The 21,455-nt window shown below is 51.5% G+C and carries 15 protein-coding genes and 2 pseudogenes; 10 read left to right on the forward strand and 7 right to left on the reverse strand.

The window, feature by feature from the left end:
• Window positions 1–27 precede the first annotated feature (27 nt).
• From CPZ00_RS14955 to CPZ00_RS14965, 3 genes are all read left to right on the forward strand, one after another.
• Window positions 28–3,192 (forward strand): DEAD/DEAH box helicase, encoded by a 3,165-nt coding sequence (locus CPZ00_RS14955; protein ID WP_233255191.1) that lies wholly within the window; start codon window positions 28–30, stop codon window positions 3,190–3,192.
• 113 nt (window positions 3,193–3,305) lie between these two features.
• Complete coding sequence (locus CPZ00_RS14960) at window positions 3,306–4,178, forward strand: helix-hairpin-helix domain-containing protein (protein WP_172861892.1); 873 nt, start codon at window positions 3,306–3,308, stop codon at window positions 4,176–4,178.
• 364 nt (window positions 4,179–4,542) lie between these two features.
• Window positions 4,543–5,466: a helix-turn-helix transcriptional regulator gene (locus CPZ00_RS14965; protein WP_096391804.1), complete on the forward strand. Its 924-nt coding sequence runs from the start codon at window positions 4,543–4,545 to the stop codon at window positions 5,464–5,466.
• A 37-nt stretch (window positions 5,467–5,503) separates the two neighbouring features.
• Here CPZ00_RS14965 and CPZ00_RS14970 read toward each other — a convergent pair whose 3' ends face one another.
• Complete coding sequence (locus CPZ00_RS14970; protein WP_096391805.1) at window positions 5,504–5,938, reverse strand: PIN domain-containing protein; 435 nt, start codon at window positions 5,936–5,938, stop codon at window positions 5,504–5,506.
• Window positions 5,939–6,190: an AbrB/MazE/SpoVT family DNA-binding domain-containing protein gene (locus CPZ00_RS14975; protein ID WP_086214996.1), complete on the reverse strand. Its 252-nt coding sequence runs from the start codon at window positions 6,188–6,190 to the stop codon at window positions 5,939–5,941.
• A gap of 398 nt (window positions 6,191–6,588) precedes the next feature.
• Here CPZ00_RS14975 and CPZ00_RS15480 point away from each other — a divergent pair, with 398 nt between their 5' ends.
• Window positions 6,589–8,487, forward strand: a complete 1,899-nt coding sequence (locus CPZ00_RS15480) for a hypothetical protein (protein ID WP_157744292.1) — start codon at window positions 6,589–6,591, stop codon at window positions 8,485–8,487.
• 359 nt (window positions 8,488–8,846) lie between these two features.
• Here CPZ00_RS15480 and CPZ00_RS14995 read toward each other — a convergent pair whose 3' ends face one another.
• Window positions 8,847–9,500, reverse strand: coding sequence for an HAD family hydrolase (locus CPZ00_RS14995; RefSeq protein WP_096391808.1), 654 nt, complete (start codon window positions 9,498–9,500; stop codon window positions 8,847–8,849).
• Between the two features lie 169 nt (window positions 9,501–9,669).
• Here CPZ00_RS14995 and CPZ00_RS15000 point away from each other — a divergent pair, with 169 nt between their 5' ends.
• The 5 genes from CPZ00_RS15000 (at window position 9,670) to CPZ00_RS15020 (ending at window position 14,517) form a co-directional block, all read left to right on the forward strand.
• Entirely contained in the window at window positions 9,670–10,749 is a 1,080-nt protein-coding gene (locus CPZ00_RS15000) for an extracellular solute-binding protein (protein ID WP_096391809.1), read from the forward strand.
• A 9-nt stretch (window positions 10,750–10,758) separates the two neighbouring features.
• Window positions 10,759–11,640, forward strand: coding sequence for an ABC transporter permease (locus CPZ00_RS15005; protein ID WP_096391810.1), 882 nt, complete (start codon window positions 10,759–10,761; stop codon window positions 11,638–11,640).
• A complete protein-coding gene (locus tag CPZ00_RS15010) occupies window positions 11,633–12,472 on the forward strand; it encodes an ABC transporter permease (protein ID WP_096391811.1) in 840 nt (279 codons plus the stop codon). Before CPZ00_RS15005 ends, CPZ00_RS15010 begins: the two co-directional genes overlap by 8 nt.
• Before the next feature lie 92 nt (window positions 12,473–12,564).
• On the forward strand, window positions 12,565–13,701 hold the full coding sequence (locus CPZ00_RS15015; protein WP_096391812.1) for an ABC transporter ATP-binding protein: 1,137 nt from the start codon (window positions 12,565–12,567) through the stop codon (window positions 13,699–13,701).
• A gap of 63 nt (window positions 13,702–13,764) precedes the next feature.
• Window positions 13,765–14,517: a metallophosphoesterase family protein gene (locus CPZ00_RS15020; RefSeq protein WP_096391813.1), complete on the forward strand. Its 753-nt coding sequence runs from the start codon at window positions 13,765–13,767 to the stop codon at window positions 14,515–14,517.
• 420 nt (window positions 14,518–14,937) lie between these two features.
• Here the strand turns inward: CPZ00_RS15020 and CPZ00_RS15985 are convergent.
• From CPZ00_RS15985 to CPZ00_RS15040, 4 genes and pseudogenes are all read right to left on the reverse strand, one after another.
• Window positions 14,938–15,150: pseudogene (locus CPZ00_RS15985) on the reverse strand (DUF955 domain-containing protein); the annotation flags it as partial.
• A gap of 160 nt (window positions 15,151–15,310) precedes the next feature.
• On the reverse strand, window positions 15,311–16,144 hold the full coding sequence (panB, locus tag CPZ00_RS15030) for a 3-methyl-2-oxobutanoate hydroxymethyltransferase (protein WP_096391814.1): 834 nt from the start codon (window positions 16,142–16,144) through the stop codon (window positions 15,311–15,313).
• A 14-nt stretch (window positions 16,145–16,158) separates the two neighbouring features.
• Window positions 16,159–16,819, reverse strand: a pseudogene (locus tag CPZ00_RS15035) (transposase); the annotation flags it as partial.
• 956 nt (window positions 16,820–17,775) lie between these two features.
• Window positions 17,776–18,543: an IclR family transcriptional regulator gene (locus tag CPZ00_RS15040; RefSeq protein ID WP_096391815.1), complete on the reverse strand. Its 768-nt coding sequence runs from the start codon at window positions 18,541–18,543 to the stop codon at window positions 17,776–17,778.
• 854 nt (window positions 18,544–19,397) lie between these two features.
• Between CPZ00_RS15040 and CPZ00_RS15045 the strand changes: the two genes are divergently transcribed.
• Window positions 19,398–21,206 (forward strand): ABC transporter substrate-binding protein, encoded by a 1,809-nt coding sequence (locus CPZ00_RS15045; RefSeq protein WP_157744294.1) that lies wholly within the window; start codon window positions 19,398–19,400, stop codon window positions 21,204–21,206.
• The last annotated feature ends 249 nt before the right edge of the window (window positions 21,207–21,455 follow it).

The raw sequence follows: 21,455 nt of genomic DNA on the forward strand, positions 1-21,455 counted from the left end.
CTAAACTCCACGGAACACATACGAGGGATGTTTATCTTACATGCGGTCACGGACGATTGCGGGAAAATATACCTCTGGGCAGAGGATTCGACACTTCCTCCTTTGCGACCAAAGGAACAGAACTCGGCAGTAGACCCGAAAGGTGGAGAGAAGCATCCGTTTGCCGTTGATAAGCAGACTCTCAACGATCTTCTATCATATGCGGGGTATGGAAACGCAAATACGGAGCTGACCACTCTCACAGTCTATTTACCGTCAGGCCGAGCTAATCCTCAGCCATCTCCATCAATTCGGGAAGAAGACGGACAAGAGACTACGACATCACTCACTCCGTGGCTCATTCCAGCAGTGGAAGTTGATATGAGAGATGCTCCATCGATCCTCTCGTATCTTTCGCAGTCATCTTCAACCGATGAGGAGACGAGTAGTTACGGAGAAAATCCGATCAAATCGGGACAGACGGTCAACTACTGGTCTGCTGTTTGCTCTGTAGCAGAGTCGTATGTTGAAGCCGGGCGGGTTGCACCACACCTCGCAGAAAAGGATGGATCCGTTACCGGTGTTTGGCGCGCGTTTCCCTCTAGGGAAGCGGATATTGATCGGCTTATGGAGCTGATGGAAGCGATGCCACCGCTCGCACGGACATCCGTAGAGGTCGGATCGAATCCCACCCTCGACCGTGGATCCCCCAATGACTCAATCGGTCGTTCCTCAAGAGACGTCTTGACGCGCGCACTGGACCAGATGGTTAATGCGCTGTCGAAAGAACACTTGTCCGCGACTGAGACGGACTTGACCACGGACGACTTGGAAGCGATCCATCAACAGTGGATCCGCACGCTTCAAAAGAACGGGGAGCCGATCGATGCTGCTCCCGAGGCGATTGATGAACTTCGAGAGCAACTCGACGAGTGGACACGACCTCCCGTGACGGGGGATGAGCAAGAAGTCAGGCTCTGTTTCCAACTGAAAGAGCCGGCAGTGGACACTGGGGCGGTGGTCTCGGAGACGAAGACCGAACCGATCGTACCTGACGGCTGGACACTCGAACTGCTCCTGCAATCCGAGAACGATCCGAGCCTCGTTGTCGAGGCAAACGAGTTGTGGGGCTCGGATCGCTCGACGGAGAAAATACTCGCACGCCATCTCGACCAACCCACTGAGATACTGAAAAACGAACTGGAGCGCGCGTCCGCGCTATATCCGCGACTCAAGGAGGCACTCGACCAATCGAATCCGACCGCGATCGAGTTATCGAACAGCGATGCCGACGAATTCCTACAGGAATATGCAGAAGTTCTCCGGCAAGCAGGATTTGGGGTGATTCTTCCAAGCTGGTGGGGGGATCCGCCGCAACGACTTGGTGCTCGGCTGGTTGTCTCTGACGCCGCCGACGAGTTTGAGACTACCGGTAGCGGTCTGGGAATTGAACAGCTGTGTGAGTTCGACTGGGAGATCGTTCTCGGGGAGAACAGTCTCTCCAAAGAAGAGTTGGAAGAATTATCCACGCTCAAACAATCGCTCGTACACTTCCAGGGAAAGTGGGTCTCAGTACAGGACGATGACGCCAAATCGGCGAGAGACCTCCTCCATCGTGAAGAAGAACGTACTCTTGAGGAAGCGCTTCAAGCGGATACTGAGATTAGCGACGACGGGGTTAGCCTCCCGGTCGTCGAAAAGAGATTAGAGGGAACGTTCAAAAAGTTGTTCGAGCAGGATTTTGAGATATGGGTCGAGGAAATAGACACCCCGTCTGGGTTTGACGGGGAGTTGCGCTCGTATCAGAAAACGGGCCTAGGCTGGATCTCGTATCTGGAAGATCACGGCTTTGGTGGCTGTCTGGCGGACGATATGGGTCTTGGAAAGACGATTCAGATACTCGCTCGTCTCGTTCAGGAACGTTCGGTTGATCCCTTAGTTGGCACGACACTTGTAGTGTGTCCGTTGTCTGTGGTGTACAACTGGAAAAGCGAAGCGAACGAGTTCACACCAGAACTGACGGTACATATTCACCACGGCCAAGGTCGAATGTCGGGAGATGACCTTGCCAACGCCATAGAACACCACGACGTAATCATTACTACGTACGGGACGGCGAGAAGCGATATCGAACAACTACGAGACATTCAATTCCATAGGATCGTTCTCGATGAGGCACAGAAAATCAAAAACACGTCAGCCGGTCGTACACAAGCGATTAGGTCGCTGTCGGGCCATCATCGGTTGGCGTTAACTGGAACTCCTGTCGAGAATCGGTTGAGTGAACTGTGGTCCATTATGGAGTTCTGTAACCCCGGACTGCTCGGCTCCGAGAGACAGTTCAGAAACGCCTTTTCTCGGCCTATTGAGGAACGGGGGGACATCGAAAAGACGGAACAGCTCAGACAACTCATACGCCCCTTCGTGTTGCGGCGTGAGAAAACGGATGACTCGATAATCGACGACCTTCCAGAGAAATCAGAGAAAAAGGAATACTGCAGACTCACTGAAGAACAAGCAACTCTATACAAGGCAGTAGCTGATGAAATCTTTGGGCAAATTGAGCAGTCCCGGGATATCGAACGAAGGGGGCAGATTCTGAAGCTGATTGGCAATCTAAAATCGATTTGTAACCACCCACGTCAGTATCTTAACGACGATCAGCGTATCAGTGGTCGGTCGGGTAAGCTTGACGTCCTTGATGACATTGTCCAGAAGATAGCAGCTAATGGCGAGAAGGGACTGATATTCACCCAATACACCCAGATGGCGGAGCTGCTGTTAGAACACTTACGAGGTCAAGGCTATCGCGTGTTCTACCTCTATGGGGAGACAGCGAAGGAGGAACGGGAAGAGATGATTGACGAATTTGAGAACGCTGAGGGATCCTGTTTCTTCTTGTTATCACTGCATGCTGGTGGCACCGGGATCAATCTCACACCGGCTAACTACGTTATCCACTATGACCGGTGGTGGAATCCTGCCGTCGAAAAGCAAGCAACTGACCGAGCGTATCGGATTGGGCAGGACAATAACGTACAGGTATACAAACTGATTTGTCGAGGAACGATCGAAGAATCGATTGACCAAATTATTGAGAGCAAGCGTGACTTAGCAGAACAGGTACTGGTTGATAGCGACGAGTGGATGACTGAACTATCGGATGAAGAGCTTCGCAACCTCGTTTCGTTATCAGTAGACTCTCTAGTATGACCCGATCTAATAGACATATCGTCGACAGTGAGGAGACCAATCAGGACTCACGAAAGCTGAGTGTGATGTGGTGGAGATATCGATTTTCCGCCACAAACGCATCAGTTGAGGGTGTGAATGATTCGTTCGAAGAACCTCTTGACGAATTCTGGACTGGGCTACCTGAGAAGTATGAGGTCCCTTCAGTGGATGCTGAAGAGGATGAACAGACGAAATTAGCATCACTCGGTGCTCCACCAGAGGGATTCAGTCGGGCTTTTGAGATGGCAAATCGGCTCCACGAGAAAATCCAAGAGCCACAGAGATATCAGACTCAATTCACACCGGAAACGTCTATCAGCACCGTAGTGGACGAGATTCCACGTGCAGGACCGATTATCGTAACGAATCTGGAAAACGAGGGTTACGAGACACTCGGTGATCTGGAGAGAATTACCAATAGCGAATTAATGAGCGTGAACCGAGTTGGAACGGAAACGGCAGAGCGGTTGATTGAGTTCACCCAGAATCAGATACCGAGGGATCGAGATTGGAATCGGGCAAGCGACCGATCAGCTATCTCGGACGATGTTGCACTCCACAAGATTTCGGATCAGATCCCCGGATTCGGAGACATCAGTCGAAAGAAGATCGAAAAAGCAGGATATGAGACTGTAGGAGACGTACGTGCTGCAACGGCTAATGAACTAACTGACATTAAACAGATTGGCGAAGGGACTATTTCGAAACTTTTGGACTACATAGAAAATCACTCAGGGAAACCTACTTCAATAGCAGATAAACAGATACCAGACGATACTCCGATAGAAGATTTCGCGGCAGATGTTCCGAGAGTGGGACGGGTGTTGATCTCTAAATTGACTCAGGAAGGGTATGAGACGGTAGGTGATCTTCGTACTGCGACCATTAAGGACCTGACCAACGTCGAGAATATCGGTGAAAAGAAGGCAGAATCTCTTTTGGAACACGCTAATTTGAGGGGGTAGACCGTGAGTACGGGTTTGAGGAACTTACAGTCCCACAAACTTGACTTGCCACCGGAGTCGAACCGGCAATTAGGTCCGGAGAGTACAGTTTAGATTACCTAATACTATCCGTCGAGACTGCTATCCAACCGAGCGTTGCGCGTGTGTCAAGTTATCGAATAGTTGGTGGCGAATGCGACCGGAGACTCAAATGATACTCACAGTATAGAGGGGGTCCGTAGGACATCGACTTCTCCCGTGTTAACCAACACTACCCACGAAACAATAGTTTTGTTGGTTAAGACGATGGTGGCAGTTCTCGCGACCGCTGTCTGTAACACTACTCGAAACTTTTTTATATAGTAGTTTCGTACTATGTTACATCGTGCTCCGGCGCATCGAACTCGAGGCCCTCGCCATCGTCGACCGCGGCGACACGATCTCCGATCTCGCAACGAAGCTCGACCACAGCGAGAGCTACCTCTCCCGTGCCGTCGGCGACCTCGTCGAGAAGGGGCTCGTCTACACGGAACGCGACGGCCGCCGAAAACGAGTCGTTCCGTCGGATGCTCGCGCCGTCGAACTCTATCAGGACCTCGTCCGCCAGCACTCCCACATCGACTTCCCCGAGCTGCTGACCGGCAAGGCACTCGAGGTGCTGTACTACCTCGACCACCCGCGGACCGTCTCCGAAATCGCCGACCGGAGTGACAACTATCGCAACACGGTCAACCGCGCCCTCAAGCGGTTTCGCGACCGGGGTCTCGTCAGGACGGACGACGGCTGCTATGACTTCAACGCCGACTTCGACCGCCTTCACGAGTTCGCACGTGAACTCGCACACCATCTGCATCGCCAACGCCTCGAAGCCGTCGCCCCGAAGGGCACGATTCTCTGGGAGGACTACGACGACTTCCTTGCCCAGGCCGAGACGGAGATCGATGCGGAGGGGTTCTACGAAACGGGTCTCGCTCGATTCACAGCCTTCGACCTCCAGTTCCTGCTCACGGGCCACCGCTACTACTTCTACTCCGAGGGACTCGACGCAATCTCGCCGGCGAAACTCTGCTGTCACACCCTCTTGATCGACGACGGCAGCCGCTACCGCTCGTACTGTCTCCTCCTGCTCAGCCACGTCGATGTCGACGAAGAGGTTCTCCGAGAGCAGGCGGTGAAGTATGGCCTCGAAGACGAAATCGACGCCTTGCTCCGCTACCTCGAGACGCAGGGGGAGGTCGACGATGATCGGCTCCGGGAGTGGGACGAGTTCCAGAAGCTGGCGGCTGACTACGGGGTGCGACTATCCTGAGACCGAACTTCGCCGTCAGCTGTGGCGTCAGCCAGCGTTAGTTCGGATCGTAGGGATCCGTTGCTGTATCGAGTCGATAGACATCCTCGACAGCGTCAAAATCGTCGTCAAACGCATACAGGTACCCGAGCCCCTCGGTTTGCATATACGCGACAATGCAGGCATCGACGAAGGAGAGGGGTTCGTGTTGCCGAAAGAGGGCCTTCCCCGTCGCGAGAGCGTCGGTGGTGAGTGAGTCAATGTGGAAGCGGGCGTTTTCTTCGATTCGATCGAGGAGATCGACGGCTGCGTCGTGGCCGGCGTGGGTCGTGAGGCCGTTGAGTGTTTCCGCGAGAACGTAGTCGAGGACGACCGCCTCCGGGAGCGTTCCATTGTCGATGCCTTGGAGTATGGGAAGCGCGGCATCGTGAGATCCATCCTGCCGGTATGCGGCGGCAAAAAGGACTGTCGTATCGATGAGTGCACGTGGCATTTACTCGACGTCGACGCCCCAGGCGTCGTGGTCGCTCGTCACATCGGTCGGCTCTTCACCAGCGTAGCCGTCGAAGTCGGCGAACGTGCCTGTTTGCTGTTGGATAACTTGGACCCGGATACTCCCGTCATCTTCGAGATGCCAGCGGAGCTGATCACCGTCGTCGATATCGAGTTCACGTCGAATCCGGGCAGGAATGTTTGCTTGGTTTCCCGACACCTTGCTTTCGGCGTCGATTCTGTCGCTGCTCATATCACCCGGTAGGTAACCCGCCGTGAAAAATCTAGTGTGCTGCCACACTACTTAGTGCTACAAGAGAAATATTCCAGAAGAGGACGTGAATCTATTCTAAGATGTGGGGAGGCGGCCGTCTGGTCGGGAACGCGGCCTCGTTTGATCTCGTGGTCGACGCGGCGCAGATGTTTGCAGCCGCCTTCGGGTGAGCGTTGCTGCCAGTCGGGACAGGTACACGATGAGTTCCTCTGCCCTCCGACTTATTCAGTGGCATAGCCGTGACGCGCCACGCCGTGCTCATCGTATCGTCCATTCAGGTACGTACAGTCGATGTAGACGATAAATTCTTGGTCAGGTTACCACTTTACCGGTGTACTCAGGTATTTCTCCCCAGATAATTTCCGGGCAAGTAGGCAATGCCGGTCTTCCACGAGTATTCTGATTCGTATCATAAATCGGGCTACTACATCAACGTTAATTGGAGCGCCCCCCATCCATATCCACTCCAAACACCAGCGCTAACCGAACAGATCTACAAGTCACTCGGCTTCCAGCCAGGTGACCGCGTTCCGAATGAGCTCACATCACGCCTTTTTAACGCCGGACTCCACTGGACCGAGGGGAATGGCACTGGTGACCCTGCAAAACAAACTGGTCTCCACCCAATCGATGACACCGATATCCCGGACCTCAACTCAGAAAGTTTAGACCGTGTCTATTCCATCCTGGACGAAGCCGCTGGCCACGCGGAGATCGACGACTTCAACCCTAGCGCTGTCGACGACCTGAAATCCGAGCTCAACTCCCTCCTGCCCAATACGAACCACGGGCCAGATCCCCTCCCTAAACGAACGGTAACAGCGCTCGGAGACCTCTTCGATGAACAATCAGTCGACCGTGAGCGAGCAGAACAACTTCGCGCCGACTGTAGTCACCCAGCTACGTTCGATTCCGATGTCTACGAATTCGTTCGCAACCACCCAATCACACCACGATCCTTCGAAGTCAACGACCACGGCTCTCCCTCCTTCCAATTCAGTACAGCCGGCGTTACCTGGAAGCTCGCAGACTGCCGTCCGGATTCACTGGATTTCGACTGGCCAGTGACCATCGCTCCAGGAACAGACCACGAATTCGGCCTTCGAATCACGACTGGCGAACTCCTACGCGTCGTTCATAACAACGAGCAGCTCTCGACGCAGCAAGCGATTGATCTGCTTTCTGTTCTACCCTGTCTGCTCTGGACACTCCACCTTGTCGATAGTTACTCACTCTCGAATCGGTGGACAATTACTAACGTCAAAACAGAAATTCCGGAACCGCAACGAGAGTGGCTAGCTGGCCAAACGCAGGCCGTCCTAACGGCTCTCGGCCAAGAACCAAGACTGACTGAAGGAATTATCCTTGATCTGCCAGATCAATATCTCGGTCGAATCAGAACCCCCGATAAGAGCACCGTCTGTATGGCGGTTCACGCACTCCCCGATGGCGCAGAGGTTGGCGATATGGTCTCATTCGACGTGACCCACCGCTACGACACCTATTACGCCACCAACATCGTGCTCTCTGAGAAATCCCCAAACACCGGACGAGAAATCGAAATTTCCATAGCTGACCACACACACTCATTCCGCCTGCCGTCATCAACTACACCAGAGCCAAAACGAAAACTCGCCACCACACTTGCAACAGTACTTGATACCGTTGGCCCAACAGCGGGACTCAAACCCGACGTTTTCCAGAAATTCATCACAGAAATCGAGATCAACGACCCAGACATTCGCCACCAACTCATCCAGTCTCTCCTCGCAGAAACCCCACTTGACCCACAGACGTTCCCCGAACTGGTTGCAAACCTCAATGATCACCATCGCCTGCCAAATATGCCGCTCTCGTTCCACATCCTTCCTCTTGCCGCCTGCACAGCCGTCTTCTACGATGCTGTCGACACACAAGCCGTCCTCAACGAGTGCGACAACCAAGGCGACACGACCATTCTCTACCACCGCGACGGGAACGCGCTCCTTGTTGGAAACGAACACCTCTGGCACGGCATCGGGAACGCCCTCCAAACCATCCCAGACCCCCTCAAAACAGCCATTGGAGCCGAATCCCTCCATCACGCACGATTCGTCCCTCGAGCAATCGCCGCGCTCAGCGAACAACAATTCTACCGAACTATCTCTCAACCATTCGTCCGAGACGTCCTGCAAGCCGGTCTCCAAAAAACCGGGCTAAACGTACTCTATCTCCCCGACACCAAACCCGCGAAATCAAGCGATATTCTAGACACCACCGACCAGAGCCTTCTTTAAGAGCACAACTGAACGAGATCACTCAATGATCCATCAATCGGTCCGTTCAGATCCGAGTGATTTCAGAGTCAACGTTCTGGTCGCACATAACACGGAGTAACGTCGCTATGTCATCTTGCTCAATGTATTCTCGACCAGCCTCACCGAGTTCCCCGTAATCGTTTGCTTGGCAAGAGAACCTAACCTGCTGTAAATAACTCACCCACCGCATAATCAGATTATGATTTTAACGCCGACTTCGACCGCCTCCATAAGTTCACGCGTGAACTCACATACCTCTGAGAGGACTACGACGAATTCTTTTCGCAGGCAGGGACCGCGATCGACGCGGCCGAGTTCCACGAAATTTCAGACAAGATCTATACATCGCCGGAGTTACAGAGCTCACGGAGTCGTGCGCGTAAGACGTCGCGTTTTTCGAACGTTTCATTGGCGCGTTCGAGCGGTTGTCCGGAATGGCAGGCGTATCCGAGACAGTACATCCCAGCCTCCTTCGCGGCCGTTACCCCATGCTCGGAGTCCTCAACGGTGACACACGCATCTGTTGGTACTCCGAGGCGGGACGCCGTGTGTTCATAAATCGTCGGATCCGGTTTGCTTGGTCCGGAAAGATCGTCCCCGGCGACAACGATATCGAGGTATGTCTCGAAACCGAACCGGTCCAGCACCATCTCAACGCGTCTCCGGGGTGATGCAGAGACGAGCCCGACCGAGATCCCGTTCTCGGTCGCGTCTCTGAGTATCGTCTCGAACTTGGGAAAAATCGTGACATACTCGCGATACACCGTCTCAGCGTACTCGTCGATCAGTGAAACGTAGGCAGCCTTCGGAAGCGGTAGCTCGTGGTTTTTTGCGAGATACTCGTATTCATCTTCTGCATTCATGCCTACGAGTTCCGAAATGGAAACATCGTTGACACTGAGTTTTTCGGTGATGATTTCCGCTCGGATCTCGTTCCAGTACCCCACGGAGTCGACCACGATGCCATCCATATCGAAGAGTAGTGTGTTCATCTCTCGTGTCGTCAATTCGATAAAGAAACATAATTCTATGGAAGTCAGTCTAAATACATTACATACTGGTACGATCCGATCCTACACTACATACTGTTCTAGATCTATCCTCGAGTATTGATAGAACAATTATAAACCACCTTTACACTAGTCAGATTTTCTTGAGGTGATGCCCAACGGCTCGAAGCAGGTCTCTGATTCGGTATCGCGGCGTAAATACCTTTTATCGGCTGGAGTCGCAAGTTCCATCGGTTTGGCCGGCTGTAGTTCGGTTGATGGAGGTGGAAACGATGACGTCGCCAACGAGGTCATTATTACTGGACCGCTCGATGGCTGGGCGAACTATGGACAGCTCCGGGAGAGCTTTATGGAGAAACACCCCAATATCGAGTGGCCGGAGGGGACGAAAAACAGCGGCCAGTCGCTGAACGCGTTGCGAAACGAGGCGAACAACCCGAACCACGACGTGGCACATCACGGGATCACCGACGGACTCAAAGCCGCTGATGAGGAGTTGCTACAGCCCTACGAACCGGCTAACGTTGGGGGAGTTCCGGATGGGCTAGTCGACGATCAAAACCGATGGACAACCGCATACTTCGGCACGATTGCGATAGCGGTCAACACGGAACTAGTTGACTCGGTCCCCTCTGGATTCGAGGATCTACTGGATGGGGCCTACAACGATACCATTTCGTTCTACAATCCAACCTCCGCATTCAATGGATTTGTCGCCTTCACAAATATGAACCTCGCTATGGGCGGCTCTCTCGATAACTACGATCCTGGTATCGAGTACCTCAACGAACTCTACGAAATGGGTAACATCGCTGGCGTCCCGGATCAGGGGCTACAGACGAGTTTCCTTCAAGGACAGTTCCCGATCTACATCGCCTACGATTTCAATATGTATCAGGCGAAGTACCAGTCGGATATGGATCCCGAACAGGTCGAGATCGTCATCCCGTCCGAGCTCTCGATTCAAGTTCCGTACGTCGTCGGGTTGGTGAACGACGCGCCCCGGCCGGAAGCCGGCAAACTGCTGATCGATCACCATCTGAGCGACGAGGGACAGACACTGTTCGCGGAGGCGTTCGTCAATCCCTCCCGGCCGATCGAGTATCCTGACGAAATCGCCGAACAACGGCTTCCTGATAGCGCCTACGAGTCATCGGAGGCGATCGATTACCAACAGCTCGTCGAGGTACAGAACGCGGCGCGCGAACGGTACGTCAACGAAGTCGCCTGACACGGACTGATGGTCGCGCAAACCCTCCGAGACAGAGCGGTGGAATCCCTTCGCCAGCATCGACTCGAAGATGTCGAGTCATATCTCCCGTTTGCGTTGTCGGTGCCCGTCGGGCTGTTGTATGTGTTGTTTCTGGGTCTCCCGCTCGCGACAATCGTTCACTTGAGTGTACAGGGCGAAACACTATGGAGCAATTATCTGACGGTGCTCACGAATCCTGGCTATCGGGGTTCGATCCTGATCAGCCTGCAAATCGCGGTGACGGTCACGGCTATTACTACAGTGCTTGGATTGCTCATCTCGTATTTCCTCGCCAGGAATGACTTTCGGGGTAAACGGATCGTTATTGCCATCATCAACTTCCCTACGAGTCTTCCCGGGATCCTCATCGCATGGGGAATCATTGTCCTTGTCGGACGACAGGGCATCTTCAGTCTCCTTGGAAGCGCCATCACTGGTGCTCGATCCGGCGAGTTCGCCTTCGCGCTCGGTTTCTGGGGTCTCCTCGCTGGATACACCTACTTTACGCTCCCTCGCGTCACGATGACGCTTCTCTCGTCGCTCGAAAATCTGGACCGAGAGCTGGAGGAATCGGCCTACAGCCTTGGAGCCTCTCGGTTCCAAACGTTTCGGCACGTGGTACTGCCAGAAATCGCTCCTGGGGTTGCGAGTGGCATCGTCCTCGCGTTCAGCATCAATATGGTCGCATTCGGAACAGCGCTCCTACTCGCGGCCGGAGAGGTTGCCGTCCTGCCGTTGAAGATCTACTCCGTAATTCTCGGATTCGGTGACTATAACACTGCGTCGGCGCTCGCCGTTGTATTGACGGTGATTACGCTCGGCGTGATTATGGCCTACGGTTACCTGTTCGGAGGCAGCGTCTATGAGTAACCGCGTCTCGCGGCTCTCGATCTCATTCCCGGATCGAATCGTCGTCCTATTCTTTTATTCCGTCATCGCCGCAACCGTCCTGTTCATCGTGCTCCCGATCCTCGTGATCTTGCTGTACTCGTTCGTCGGATCGATATCGGGGGATCTAGTCGGGTCATTCACCCTCGAATATTACGGTGAAGTGTTCGCATCCGGGTTGGATCCCTTGGTGCTTAGCTTCCAGTTGGCGATCGCGACGACGGTGCTTGATGTCCTACTCGGAGTGCCCGCCGCGTACACGCTTGATCGGTACGACTTCGCTTTTTCGGACCGACTCCGTGATGTTACGATCCTACCGATGGCGATACCGGGAATCGTACTCGGTATCGCGCTCGTTCGGACATGGGGCGTTCCCCGGTTCGGTGTCGACCTTTCGGGGATGTTGTATCTGTTATTGATCGCACACGTACTCTTCACGGTCCCGTTTATGATCCAGACAACCACATCTGCGCTCCAATCTGTCGATTATCAGGCTCTTGAGGAAACCGCTGAAAGTCTGGGCGCGAATTGGCCACAGCGGTTCCTGTTCGTCGTTGTCCCCAACGTTTACAACGGAATTCTTAGCGGTGCAATCCTCACGTTTGCCCTTTCGATGGGTGAATTCAACATCACACTTTTTGTCTACGATCCGACCAATAAGACACTCCCGATCGAGATGTTCGGCGGCTTCACGACGTCGGCGGTCGGACAGGCCAGCGCACTGTCCGTCGTGTTCGTCGCAATCATCGTCGTCTCGCTGTGGCTCCTACAGTACGTCGGCGATGGGGACACGCACAGCGTGACCAACGTGTAATTCAAGTATAATAACTATACGATGCTGATAGAACGCGAGCGAACCGGAACCGAGCACAGGAACGAAGCGAACTGCTGCGAACGATTCCAACGATGAATATACAACTGACAGACATCACGAAACGCTACGGTGAGACCGAGGCAGCAAAATCCGTCTCACTCACGGTTGAAGACGGTGAGACGTTTGGGCTGATCGGCCCGTCCGGCTGCGGGAAATCGACGATACTGCGGACGATCGCTGGATTCGAAACCCCGACGGAAGGGAATATCGAATTCGACAGCCGGTCCGTACTCGACGTCAAACCGAAGGATAGAGACGTCGGCTTGGTGTTCCAATCGATCGCCCTGTTCAACAATATGAGTGTCATCGAAAACGTCTCTTTCGGGCCGCGAATGCGAGGAACTCCCAAGCAGGCGAGGCGAGACGACGCTCGAGAGATCCTCGAAATGTTGGATATACCGGAGCTTGCGGATCGAGATCCAAGCAACCTCTCCGGGGGGCAAAAACAGCGCGTCGCGCTCGGACGCGCGCTCGCTATCGAACCGCAGGTACTCCTACTGGACGAACCGATGACGGGCTTGGACGCGAAGCTCAAGCGACGACTGCAAACGGAGATGGTTGAGTTGTTTGACGAGCTCGATATCACGGTTATCCACGTGACCCACGACCAAGCGGAAGCGATGGTTATGTGCGATCGAATAGCTGTCCTGAACGAGGGCTGTATCGAACAGATCGGGACGCCCGCTGAACTGTATGAGTTGCCAGAAAACGAATTTGTTGCTAACTTCATCGGCACGTCGAATCTATTGAATGCTACCGCATCTAACAGGGCACTTGATCTCGGCTTCGCCGAACTGCCGGTGGACACCGATCGGCGGGGAGAGGTGGTCGTGGTAGCGAGACCGGAGCATATCTCCGTAGGGGACGGACAGTTGAATGCGGCCGTAACGAATCAGCTTTATCTCGGCGAGAAGATTCGAAATGTCGCTAGGCTCCCCAACGGAAAAGAAATTGTTTTCGATACGGATCGACGAACGGTTGTTCCCGGCGAGGATGTCTCTCTCTCAATGGATCCCGAACGGATCCACGTTATTCCGAGTGAAAAATCGAACGCGGGTGGAAGTGAGCGGACGGTCTCATCTCCATCTGTGGGTGACCAGTCAGGAATCCCTCAGCGAATCGAAACGGATGGGATCGGCCAAGCAACCGAGAATGAACGAAGGATCTAGAGAAGCCGTGAATACGTACGGCAACACGGCACTCGCCGTAGCTGCTTCCGCGAGGCGAATCATATGACTACGGTCGCGATTATCACAGATATCCATATGCGAGGCGCGTACCGAAACGATATTCTCTGTACGCTTGAGGACGTTCAATCGAGAATTATTGAGGAGCACGATCCCGAACACACGTTCGTACTCGGTGATTTGATTCAGGATGTGGGACGCGAGACGGATCGTCGCCATCTGCGGACCGTCGCATCTGTCTTGGAATCCGGACACGCTCCTGTAACGTATCTGCTCGGCAATCACGACACGGGATCGCTTTCCCGTGAAGAGGTCTCGGATATTCTCGGGCAAGATAGCTTCTACGGACGAGTGACTGTCGGCAACTACTCGTTCGTATATCTCAATTCATCGCAAGAACGATATGGGGTCCGAGGGGTACTCGGACCTGAGCAGCGGTCGTGGTTTCGTGGGGCAATTCCTGGACAGAGCATCGTGCTCTCGCATCACCCGATCGGTCCGTTTTCGCTCGCGAATAACGTCTGGTTTCAAGACTTCCCCGAACGGGCCCTCCTCTGGGATCGCAAGGAACTCTTGGAGATCCTAGATGAGGACACCATTGCGACTCTCAGCGGACATATCCACCAGACGGAACGAACCACGTTTCGTGGCCTGTCGCATATTTCGATCAACGCATTCAGCAAAGAGCACCCTGACAACCCGATTAGTGGCACGTACGCGGTGCTTTCGCTCGAAGACCCGCTACAGCTAACGGTATATCGGGAGGATATGAGGATTTGTTCGTATCGGCTGCAGTAAGTGAAATATGGAACAAGATTATGAACCGTTCACGTTGTGCTTCTCGTCGACATCATACAGGAATTGAGTATTCTCACCGACTGGTTGCTGCCGCCTCCCGGGACACGCCAGAATGTATTCTGGGGAGACCCTCTGGCTATATTGTTCCGCGTTCGAGGTGCCTGAATCCTACGATTCGTTGGAGGCAACACGAGCGAAGTATCGATGTCTTCGATCGAGATGATCTAGTAGTCCGCACCGGCGAGTTATGAGAGAAGCCGACTCTCTCGAGTCGAAAGGACTAGTCTATGGAATTCATACTACGTTTTAATATAGAGTATATACACATTCCTATATTTAGTTTTGTGATTGTGTCAGTTTACATAGAGCGAAAATAGTTAACCAACAAATGATGGTTAGGGGTGAATGTTGGTCAACAACTTATGGTCTGATTCCGAGAACGTCGATGAGTTCCTCTGCCGTCCGACTGATCCGTCCGAGGCCGCTCGCGAACAACCTCGGAATCGTCTGTCTCCAGGCTACAAGGTAGAGCACCGAACCGCTAGTGTCGAGCCCGCAGCACCGTCCGACGACGTACGCAACGGCTTCGGCCTCGACTTCGCGTTTCGCCCGCTCGGTGTCGTCGTTGACGTCGACCTTGACACGTCTTCGACAGCGTGAGATAGCTGAGTCATAATATGCTTATTATCATCTCGATTAAAAGTTAGAATTAATTACTCTGTTGAATTTTCTTGATCAGACATAAAATTGGATGAGACTGCCGGGGGGACTGCGAGTCTATTGATGGTATACTCTACTGGTTTCCATCAATAGCGTCGAAGACATTTTCAGATGAGGGGAATACTTCACTTTGAACATCATCTACATAAGACTCGACTGCATCTTGGATAACTGAATTTAGGTCGGCATATTGTTTTGAGAGCGTATATAATTCGTTACTCAGTCCCAGTACGTCGGTGATGACAAGTACTTGTCCGTTTACGTATCGACCTGCACCAATTCCTATAGTTGGAACATCTACTGCTTCAGTAACCTGTTTTCCGGTCTCTTCTGTGACGGCCTCAAGTATAATTGAGAAGGCTCCAGCGTCTTCCAATTCTTCCGCTGTCTCCACCAACGCTTCAACTGTGGTTGAGCTTCCATCACCCCGTCCCTGTACGTAGCCACCACCAATCTGATTCATACGCTGAGGGGTCAATCCGATATGACCCACAACGGGTATTCCCAGTTCCGTGAGACGGGAAACGATTTCGATGGTGATTTTTCCGTAGGGTGCCGTCTCCAATTTTACAGCGTCAGCTCCTGCTTCCTTCATAAATCGGCCTGCATTCTTGACCGATTTTTCAAGAGAGGTACCATACGATAGAAACGGCAAATCACCAATCACCATTGCATCCTCTACAGCTCTGTCTACAGCCGCAGTATTTGATAATGCTTCGTCAAGCGTAACCGGTACCGTGTCGTCATATCCTAAGTGATTGTCGCCAGCACTATCTCCGACCAGAATCATATCGACACCGCCCTTATCTATTTGTCGGGCTATCGGAGCATCATATGCAGTCAGCATCGTAACTGGTTCTCCGTTTTTATACTTTTCATGGATGTCCGGGATCGACATACGTCCCATACAGAGATAATCCCTCACACGGAAGTATAAAATTCGTTATCTCCTACGCCTATATTGAACGCCCAAATTGATCGGTCTACGTTATGAATAAGGCAGGCGATAGTGGGTTCACGGAATTGTTTCACCAGCGCCGTGAGCGGACGAACGCAGTATTTCTGCTTGGGTGTTGAGTTGACGGTCTTAGATTGACTCCGCTGGCCGTAGAGATCAGCGTCTAAGTATTCTTTCTGTCTTGTGGAGGGATATGAACTCCAGTGCTTGAACAGTGGGCGAATCTCGTGTTAACGAGCAGGTCATCTGGTTTTCTGATCGTCGTAGCCTTTGTTACCAAGCGGAATATCAAATCTCTCGGGATTGCGTTTGATCAACGACGCAGCAATCTGGCTATCGTGTTTTCGTGTTGTCGTCACGTGGAGTCGAGTATCGCGTTCACACTGGTGTCGACCAGCAGTGTCACTTTGAGCTGCTGAATCGTAAGTTCAGCCCGTTCATATAGTGTTTCGAGGCGTGACTGCGATCGAACCCTGACGAATCGACACCAGCGATTCCGCTCGTCGGGAGTGGCGTCGCTGAGAGGATCAATATTAAACGCCACACGGTTATTTTAAGCTGGTTGAATGTCTTATAGAACGTTGATGGCGTAGGAAGTCTAGCTAATTTGAGGGCGTGACGAATCTGAGTTAAGCCACCAACGATAGGGATGTCGGGAAGAAACGACGGAAACGCGGAGTGAGTGTTCCCCTTATCAGTTAACTACTCTGAAGAGTGCCCGTTAAGCGTATCGACGATGCCTGTCGAGAGTTCCGCCAGCGACATCGGTGGTTCGTAGGATATTAGCAGTCGCCTTGTATTAACCAACACCAGAAATGGAGAAAGGATTCGTAGGTTAAGACAGCGATCGAACGAAATAGTCAGGAAATAATAGGGATGTCGGATTCAACTGGATCATAGTCCGAACGCAGGTCCAAATACCAGATCGGAATTAGATTCAATTGTTAGCTCTGATGGCCGACTAAAACGTGTTCCATACCATCCTGCAAGTGTTTCTCCGGGGTTTGTGCTGTTCCGACGGCGGGGTAGCCGCAGGACGGCGGGACATACAACTTTGTGAGTGCTCTGATTAATATCTCTCCACAGGAGCACCACCTTACAAGTGTTCTTCACCTTCAGATTGGTTGGAGTTCGATACTAATACATAATATTATTGTAGCTGTCCTTATTGCTGATTTATTAGTGTATGTAGTATTACGATATATTGCGTATTCTGAGAATTCCAATTTAGATCACGAGATATATACAGCTGGTTTTCAGTACCCATAAATCTGCAGACCCTCTCCTCTTTCTAGCCGGGGAGAACACTTGCAGGGTGGTGTGTGTCAGTACCCGTGAATCCTTGTGATACAGTAGTTTCTACGACGTCGTGAGATCGTGTTACTCTTTCGTTGTTCGATTTTATATATGACTATGTGGGATGAAAATTGGTTGAGGGTTCCAGTTCCCTCAAGAGTTCCATACTCACATATTGCTCACGTATTGATTGGTACTCGTGATGCTGAAATGTAGTTCAGGAGGGAGAGGACTAGAAATATTCGTTCGAGAGCAGATAATGTATATGTGATTATCGATGGGCTCTATTCTTCGTATTCTAATCTAAGTTCCAGTTCGTTTACTGTTCCTTTTAGTTCTGTTCCCATCTTTTCTCTCAGCTCTGATTCGGTAAATCTGTTCGCTGGGACGCCTATCGTAATCGCCCCGTGAATCACATCATCAGTAACTATCGAACAACCAATTCCTTGAAGTCCCTTCACTGTCTCCTCATTGTTAAACGCGATACCACTCTGACGTATACTCTTGAGCTCTTGTTTCAAAGTTTCCAAATCTGTAATCGTGTTTTCCGTTTGGGCAGATAGACCGTATTCGTCGACAATTTGCTTTACTTCGGCCATAGGTAGGTGAGCCATCATCGCTTTTCCAGCAGCGGTCGAATGCAGCGGTAAGCCCTTACCGACTGCAGCACCAGTCTCAACGCCGCGGTCTCCCTGTTTCATTCCGATGATGACGGCCTTGCTATTTTCCATAACGGATATTCGGACGATCTCTCCAGTTTCCTCTGCTAATCGTTCGACTACTGGTTTCGCAATATCATAAATAACTTTATCATCTCTTGCTGACATTCCTAGTCTTAAAAATTCCAGTGAAAGAGAGTATTTAATACCATCTTTGACGACATATCCCATCTCTTCTAGCGTTACCAAGTGATCATGTGAAGTGCTTCGAGCGAGATCCATTTCTTCGGCGACGTCTGTAACACTCGCCTCACCCTCATAGAGATATTCGATAATTCCGAATAGTGTATCAGCCGTTTTTACAGTTCGTTTTGGTTTGGTTGATCTTCCCATATCTCTATCTTAGTATGCACATAAATAAAACTGATGCTTGTTGTGGTGGGTTTAACATTTAGAATAATAGTCGGTTCGGAAATATCGAATCGTTAGTGAGATGGTCGAGATATATATCACAAATATAGGTTTGTAATGTCTTTTTGAATATCATTCGAAATTACCGAAGTCTATATCCATACGATGGTTATCTCTCCAATGGAGAGTTTATCATATTAAATAATTAAATATACAGTGCTGGTTTGGAGTCAGGTACCTGTAACTCGAGACCGTATGAGGGTGTCAAGGTTAGAGCGTGGTCTTATGAAGAGTGTGAAGACCATGAGCTGCGAGCTGGTTGAGCTAGTTGTGCTGTAGAAGGAAAATCAAAAATAAAATGTCCTTGGTATTTGAAGAGGGGATATTGCTAACTTAGCGAAAGAGATGGGCAGATCTGCTCCTACTGGTGCTGACCAAATGAATCTCGACGGTGACGAGCACTCCGTCTGGGTGGCAGTCGATTGTGACTTGCTCGAAGTTGTTCACACAAGGTCTCTCCCGACCGATCAAATCTCGACTCGGTACTGTTTTGAAAGATGTTCTCGAACGATGCTGCGGTCGGTCCGCACCACCGGACGGCCGGGGGCCGTATACGACTGGCCACTCACACCGTATCTCCGATCGTTTCAGATCTGCAGTGAAGTGGGAGGGAAGCGCTCAAAACTACCCTTGTAACTGTACGGTGACTCACCAACAATCTACACCACAACGATAAACCAACTTACCTTGCTCGGCTGGACTTCCTTCACGCTAGGGCCGAAAATTTTTTATAATCCAATAGATTTAATATGATAGTCCGAATGGGAGGAATTGCTATGGTAGATGAAACCAGTGGTCATAGTAGTGTCACGCGAAGAACTTTACTTGCGGGCGTATCAGCTGCAGGGGCTGCCGCATTTGCAGGTTGTCAGGGTAGCCCGGATGGAAACTCGTCTAATAGTGACGACCCACAGGGCGGAAACCAAAGCGGATCCCATGGAGAGCGAGTGCCCCAGTTAGAAATCGCGTATATGACCGGTGTGGGGGATTCGACTACGATTATGGAGAACTCCCTTCCAACAATCCAGCAAAACGTCCAAGACGCGCTGGGAATTCAAGTTAATTCTTTTGGGCTAGATATCTCTACGTATCTTTCGGAAAACTATGATGATTGGCGAGGCGCCCACATCTCGTTCCATACCATCGGAAACTCCCTGAAACGTCTTGATCCGAACGTCCTCTTGACCCAGTTCCACGCCGAAAATGCCGGGGCGAACGGCCGCCCAAATTATCTTCAATACGTAAACTGCGAGTACTCTGATCTGGCAAACCAGCAGTCTAACGCATCGAATCCAGAAGAACGCCGCGACATTGTGTATGATGCGTTGGGCATTATGTCAGACGATGTTGGACCGATTAATCTCTTCGACCGGAACATTTACGGTGCGATACGAACCGATCAAATATCTCTTGAGAATGCTGGTCCAGCGGGAGTCACGAAATACAATCCGGAGGCTATACTTAGCATACAACCTTTACAAAGTGATACCCGGTTGTCGATGAACGTGGGTGGTGGCGCGGTGACGTCTCTTAACCACTTGACGATCAATAATACCGGCCCAGAGGCTCTCTGGAATCAGTTAATCTACTCGTCGCTGGTTCGATGGAACAAGAATTACGAAATCGAGAATTCTCTTGCGAGCGATTACACAATCGAAGATGATTTCCGAAAAATTACTTTCTCTCTCAAAGATGCCACATTCCATAATGGGGAGCCGATTACGTCAGAGGATGTCAAGTGGACACTCGAATTCATCACTGGGAATCAATCCACATTCCCCCGAGCAAGAGAATGGCCAATCGATTCGATTAATGCAATTGACGATTCCACTGTTGAGTTCACCTTCTCCGAGCCTTCTCCCTCCTTCCTCAACACTGCTGCAGCAACGTGGGGTATTCTACCAAAAGATCATTGGGTCGATGCAGGTGCAGAAGAGAATCCGACAGATCCCAACTTGAATGAGGTTATCGGTTCTGGGCCGTATCAAATTGCGAACTTCGAGCCGGGACAAATATTGCAACTCGAGCCGTATAACGACCACTGGAACACACCGGACGCCCCGCTCGATCTCAAGTTATTCCAAAGTGCTACCAGTGCTTTCAACGCGTTTCAGGAAGGAACCCTGAACATTAACAATGGAGTCCCTCCAGGAATTGCAAACGAAATCAAGGAGATGGACAATGCGAGAACGGTTCTTCAGCAAGGATTCACCGGCGGATACCTGCTAGCCCCACAGATGAGTTTCGGCCCCGGGAAGTTCCGAGAATTCCGGATGGCGTTATCTCAATCACTGAATCGAAACGAACTTGTCCAGGTTGCATATTACGGCGATTCAGATCCACTCCTCCACTCTTGCATCTATGGTCCGAGACACCCGTTCTACCCTGACGATGATGAAGGACTTACAAAAATAGCAGAGAGTCCCGAAGCTAATCCAGAACGCGCGAAACAGATTCTCAGGGACAATGGATGGACCTTTGACAGTCAGGGTCGGTTGCACTATCCTGCTGACGCCGATCTTTCACCGGTTTGGCCCGAGGGTGAGACCCCGAGCACCGACGAGTTCCCCTGTATAGAGAACTGATTTATATACCCTCGTTGCGGATCTATCGTTTCCAAATATGGCTTTACTCTTAAAGTCAACTCGAAAACGGGGCTTCGCTAGCTCTGTGTTCTAATCTCTTTCCCCTTCGGTTGATGTCAAGAACCGGTCCTACTGATATCCGTCTCAAGGATATCCTTACAGCACCTGTAACTGTAATTTCTGCTGTATTGATGATTGATCCAATCAGCGGATACGGATATAGAAGGTGATCCCAAGGTAACTGAGTCT

It is taken from the genome of Halopenitus persicus (genome assembly GCF_002355635.1).
In the GTDB taxonomy this organism is placed as follows: domain Archaea; phylum Halobacteriota; class Halobacteria; order Halobacteriales; family Haloferacaceae; genus Halopenitus; species Halopenitus persicus_A.

Excerpts from the sequence above, each read along its gene's own strand:
- CPZ00_RS14955 (WP_233255191.1), top strand. The coding sequence starts at position 28 with ATGTTTATCTTACATGCGGTCACGGACGATTGCGGGAAAATATACCTC.
- CPZ00_RS14970 (WP_096391805.1), bottom strand. The coding sequence starts at position 5,938 with ATGCCACGTGCACTCATCGATACGACAGTCCTTTTTGCCGCCGCATAC.
- CPZ00_RS14975 (WP_086214996.1), bottom strand. The coding sequence starts at position 6,190 with ATGAGCAGCGACAGAATCGACGCCGAAAGCAAGGTGTCGGGAAACCAA.
- CPZ00_RS15480 (WP_157744292.1), top strand. The coding sequence starts at position 6,589 with ATGCCGGTCTTCCACGAGTATTCTGATTCGTATCATAAATCGGGCTAC.
- CPZ00_RS14995 (WP_096391808.1), bottom strand. The coding sequence starts at position 9,500 with ATGAACACACTACTCTTCGATATGGATGGCATCGTGGTCGACTCCGTG.
- CPZ00_RS15000 (WP_096391809.1), top strand. The coding sequence starts at position 9,670 with ATGCCCAACGGCTCGAAGCAGGTCTCTGATTCGGTATCGCGGCGTAAA.
- CPZ00_RS15005 (WP_096391810.1), top strand. The coding sequence starts at position 10,759 with ATGGTCGCGCAAACCCTCCGAGACAGAGCGGTGGAATCCCTTCGCCAG.
- CPZ00_RS15010 (WP_096391811.1), top strand. The coding sequence starts at position 11,633 with ATGAGTAACCGCGTCTCGCGGCTCTCGATCTCATTCCCGGATCGAATC.
- CPZ00_RS15015 (WP_096391812.1), top strand. The coding sequence starts at position 12,565 with ATGAATATACAACTGACAGACATCACGAAACGCTACGGTGAGACCGAG.
- CPZ00_RS15020 (WP_096391813.1), top strand. The coding sequence starts at position 13,765 with ATGACTACGGTCGCGATTATCACAGATATCCATATGCGAGGCGCGTAC.
- panB (WP_096391814.1), bottom strand. The coding sequence starts at position 16,144 with ATGGGACGTATGTCGATCCCGGACATCCATGAAAAGTATAAAAACGGA.
- CPZ00_RS15040 (WP_096391815.1), bottom strand. The coding sequence starts at position 18,543 with ATGGGAAGATCAACCAAACCAAAACGAACTGTAAAAACGGCTGATACA.
- CPZ00_RS15045 (WP_157744294.1), top strand. The coding sequence starts at position 19,398 with ATGGTAGATGAAACCAGTGGTCATAGTAGTGTCACGCGAAGAACTTTA.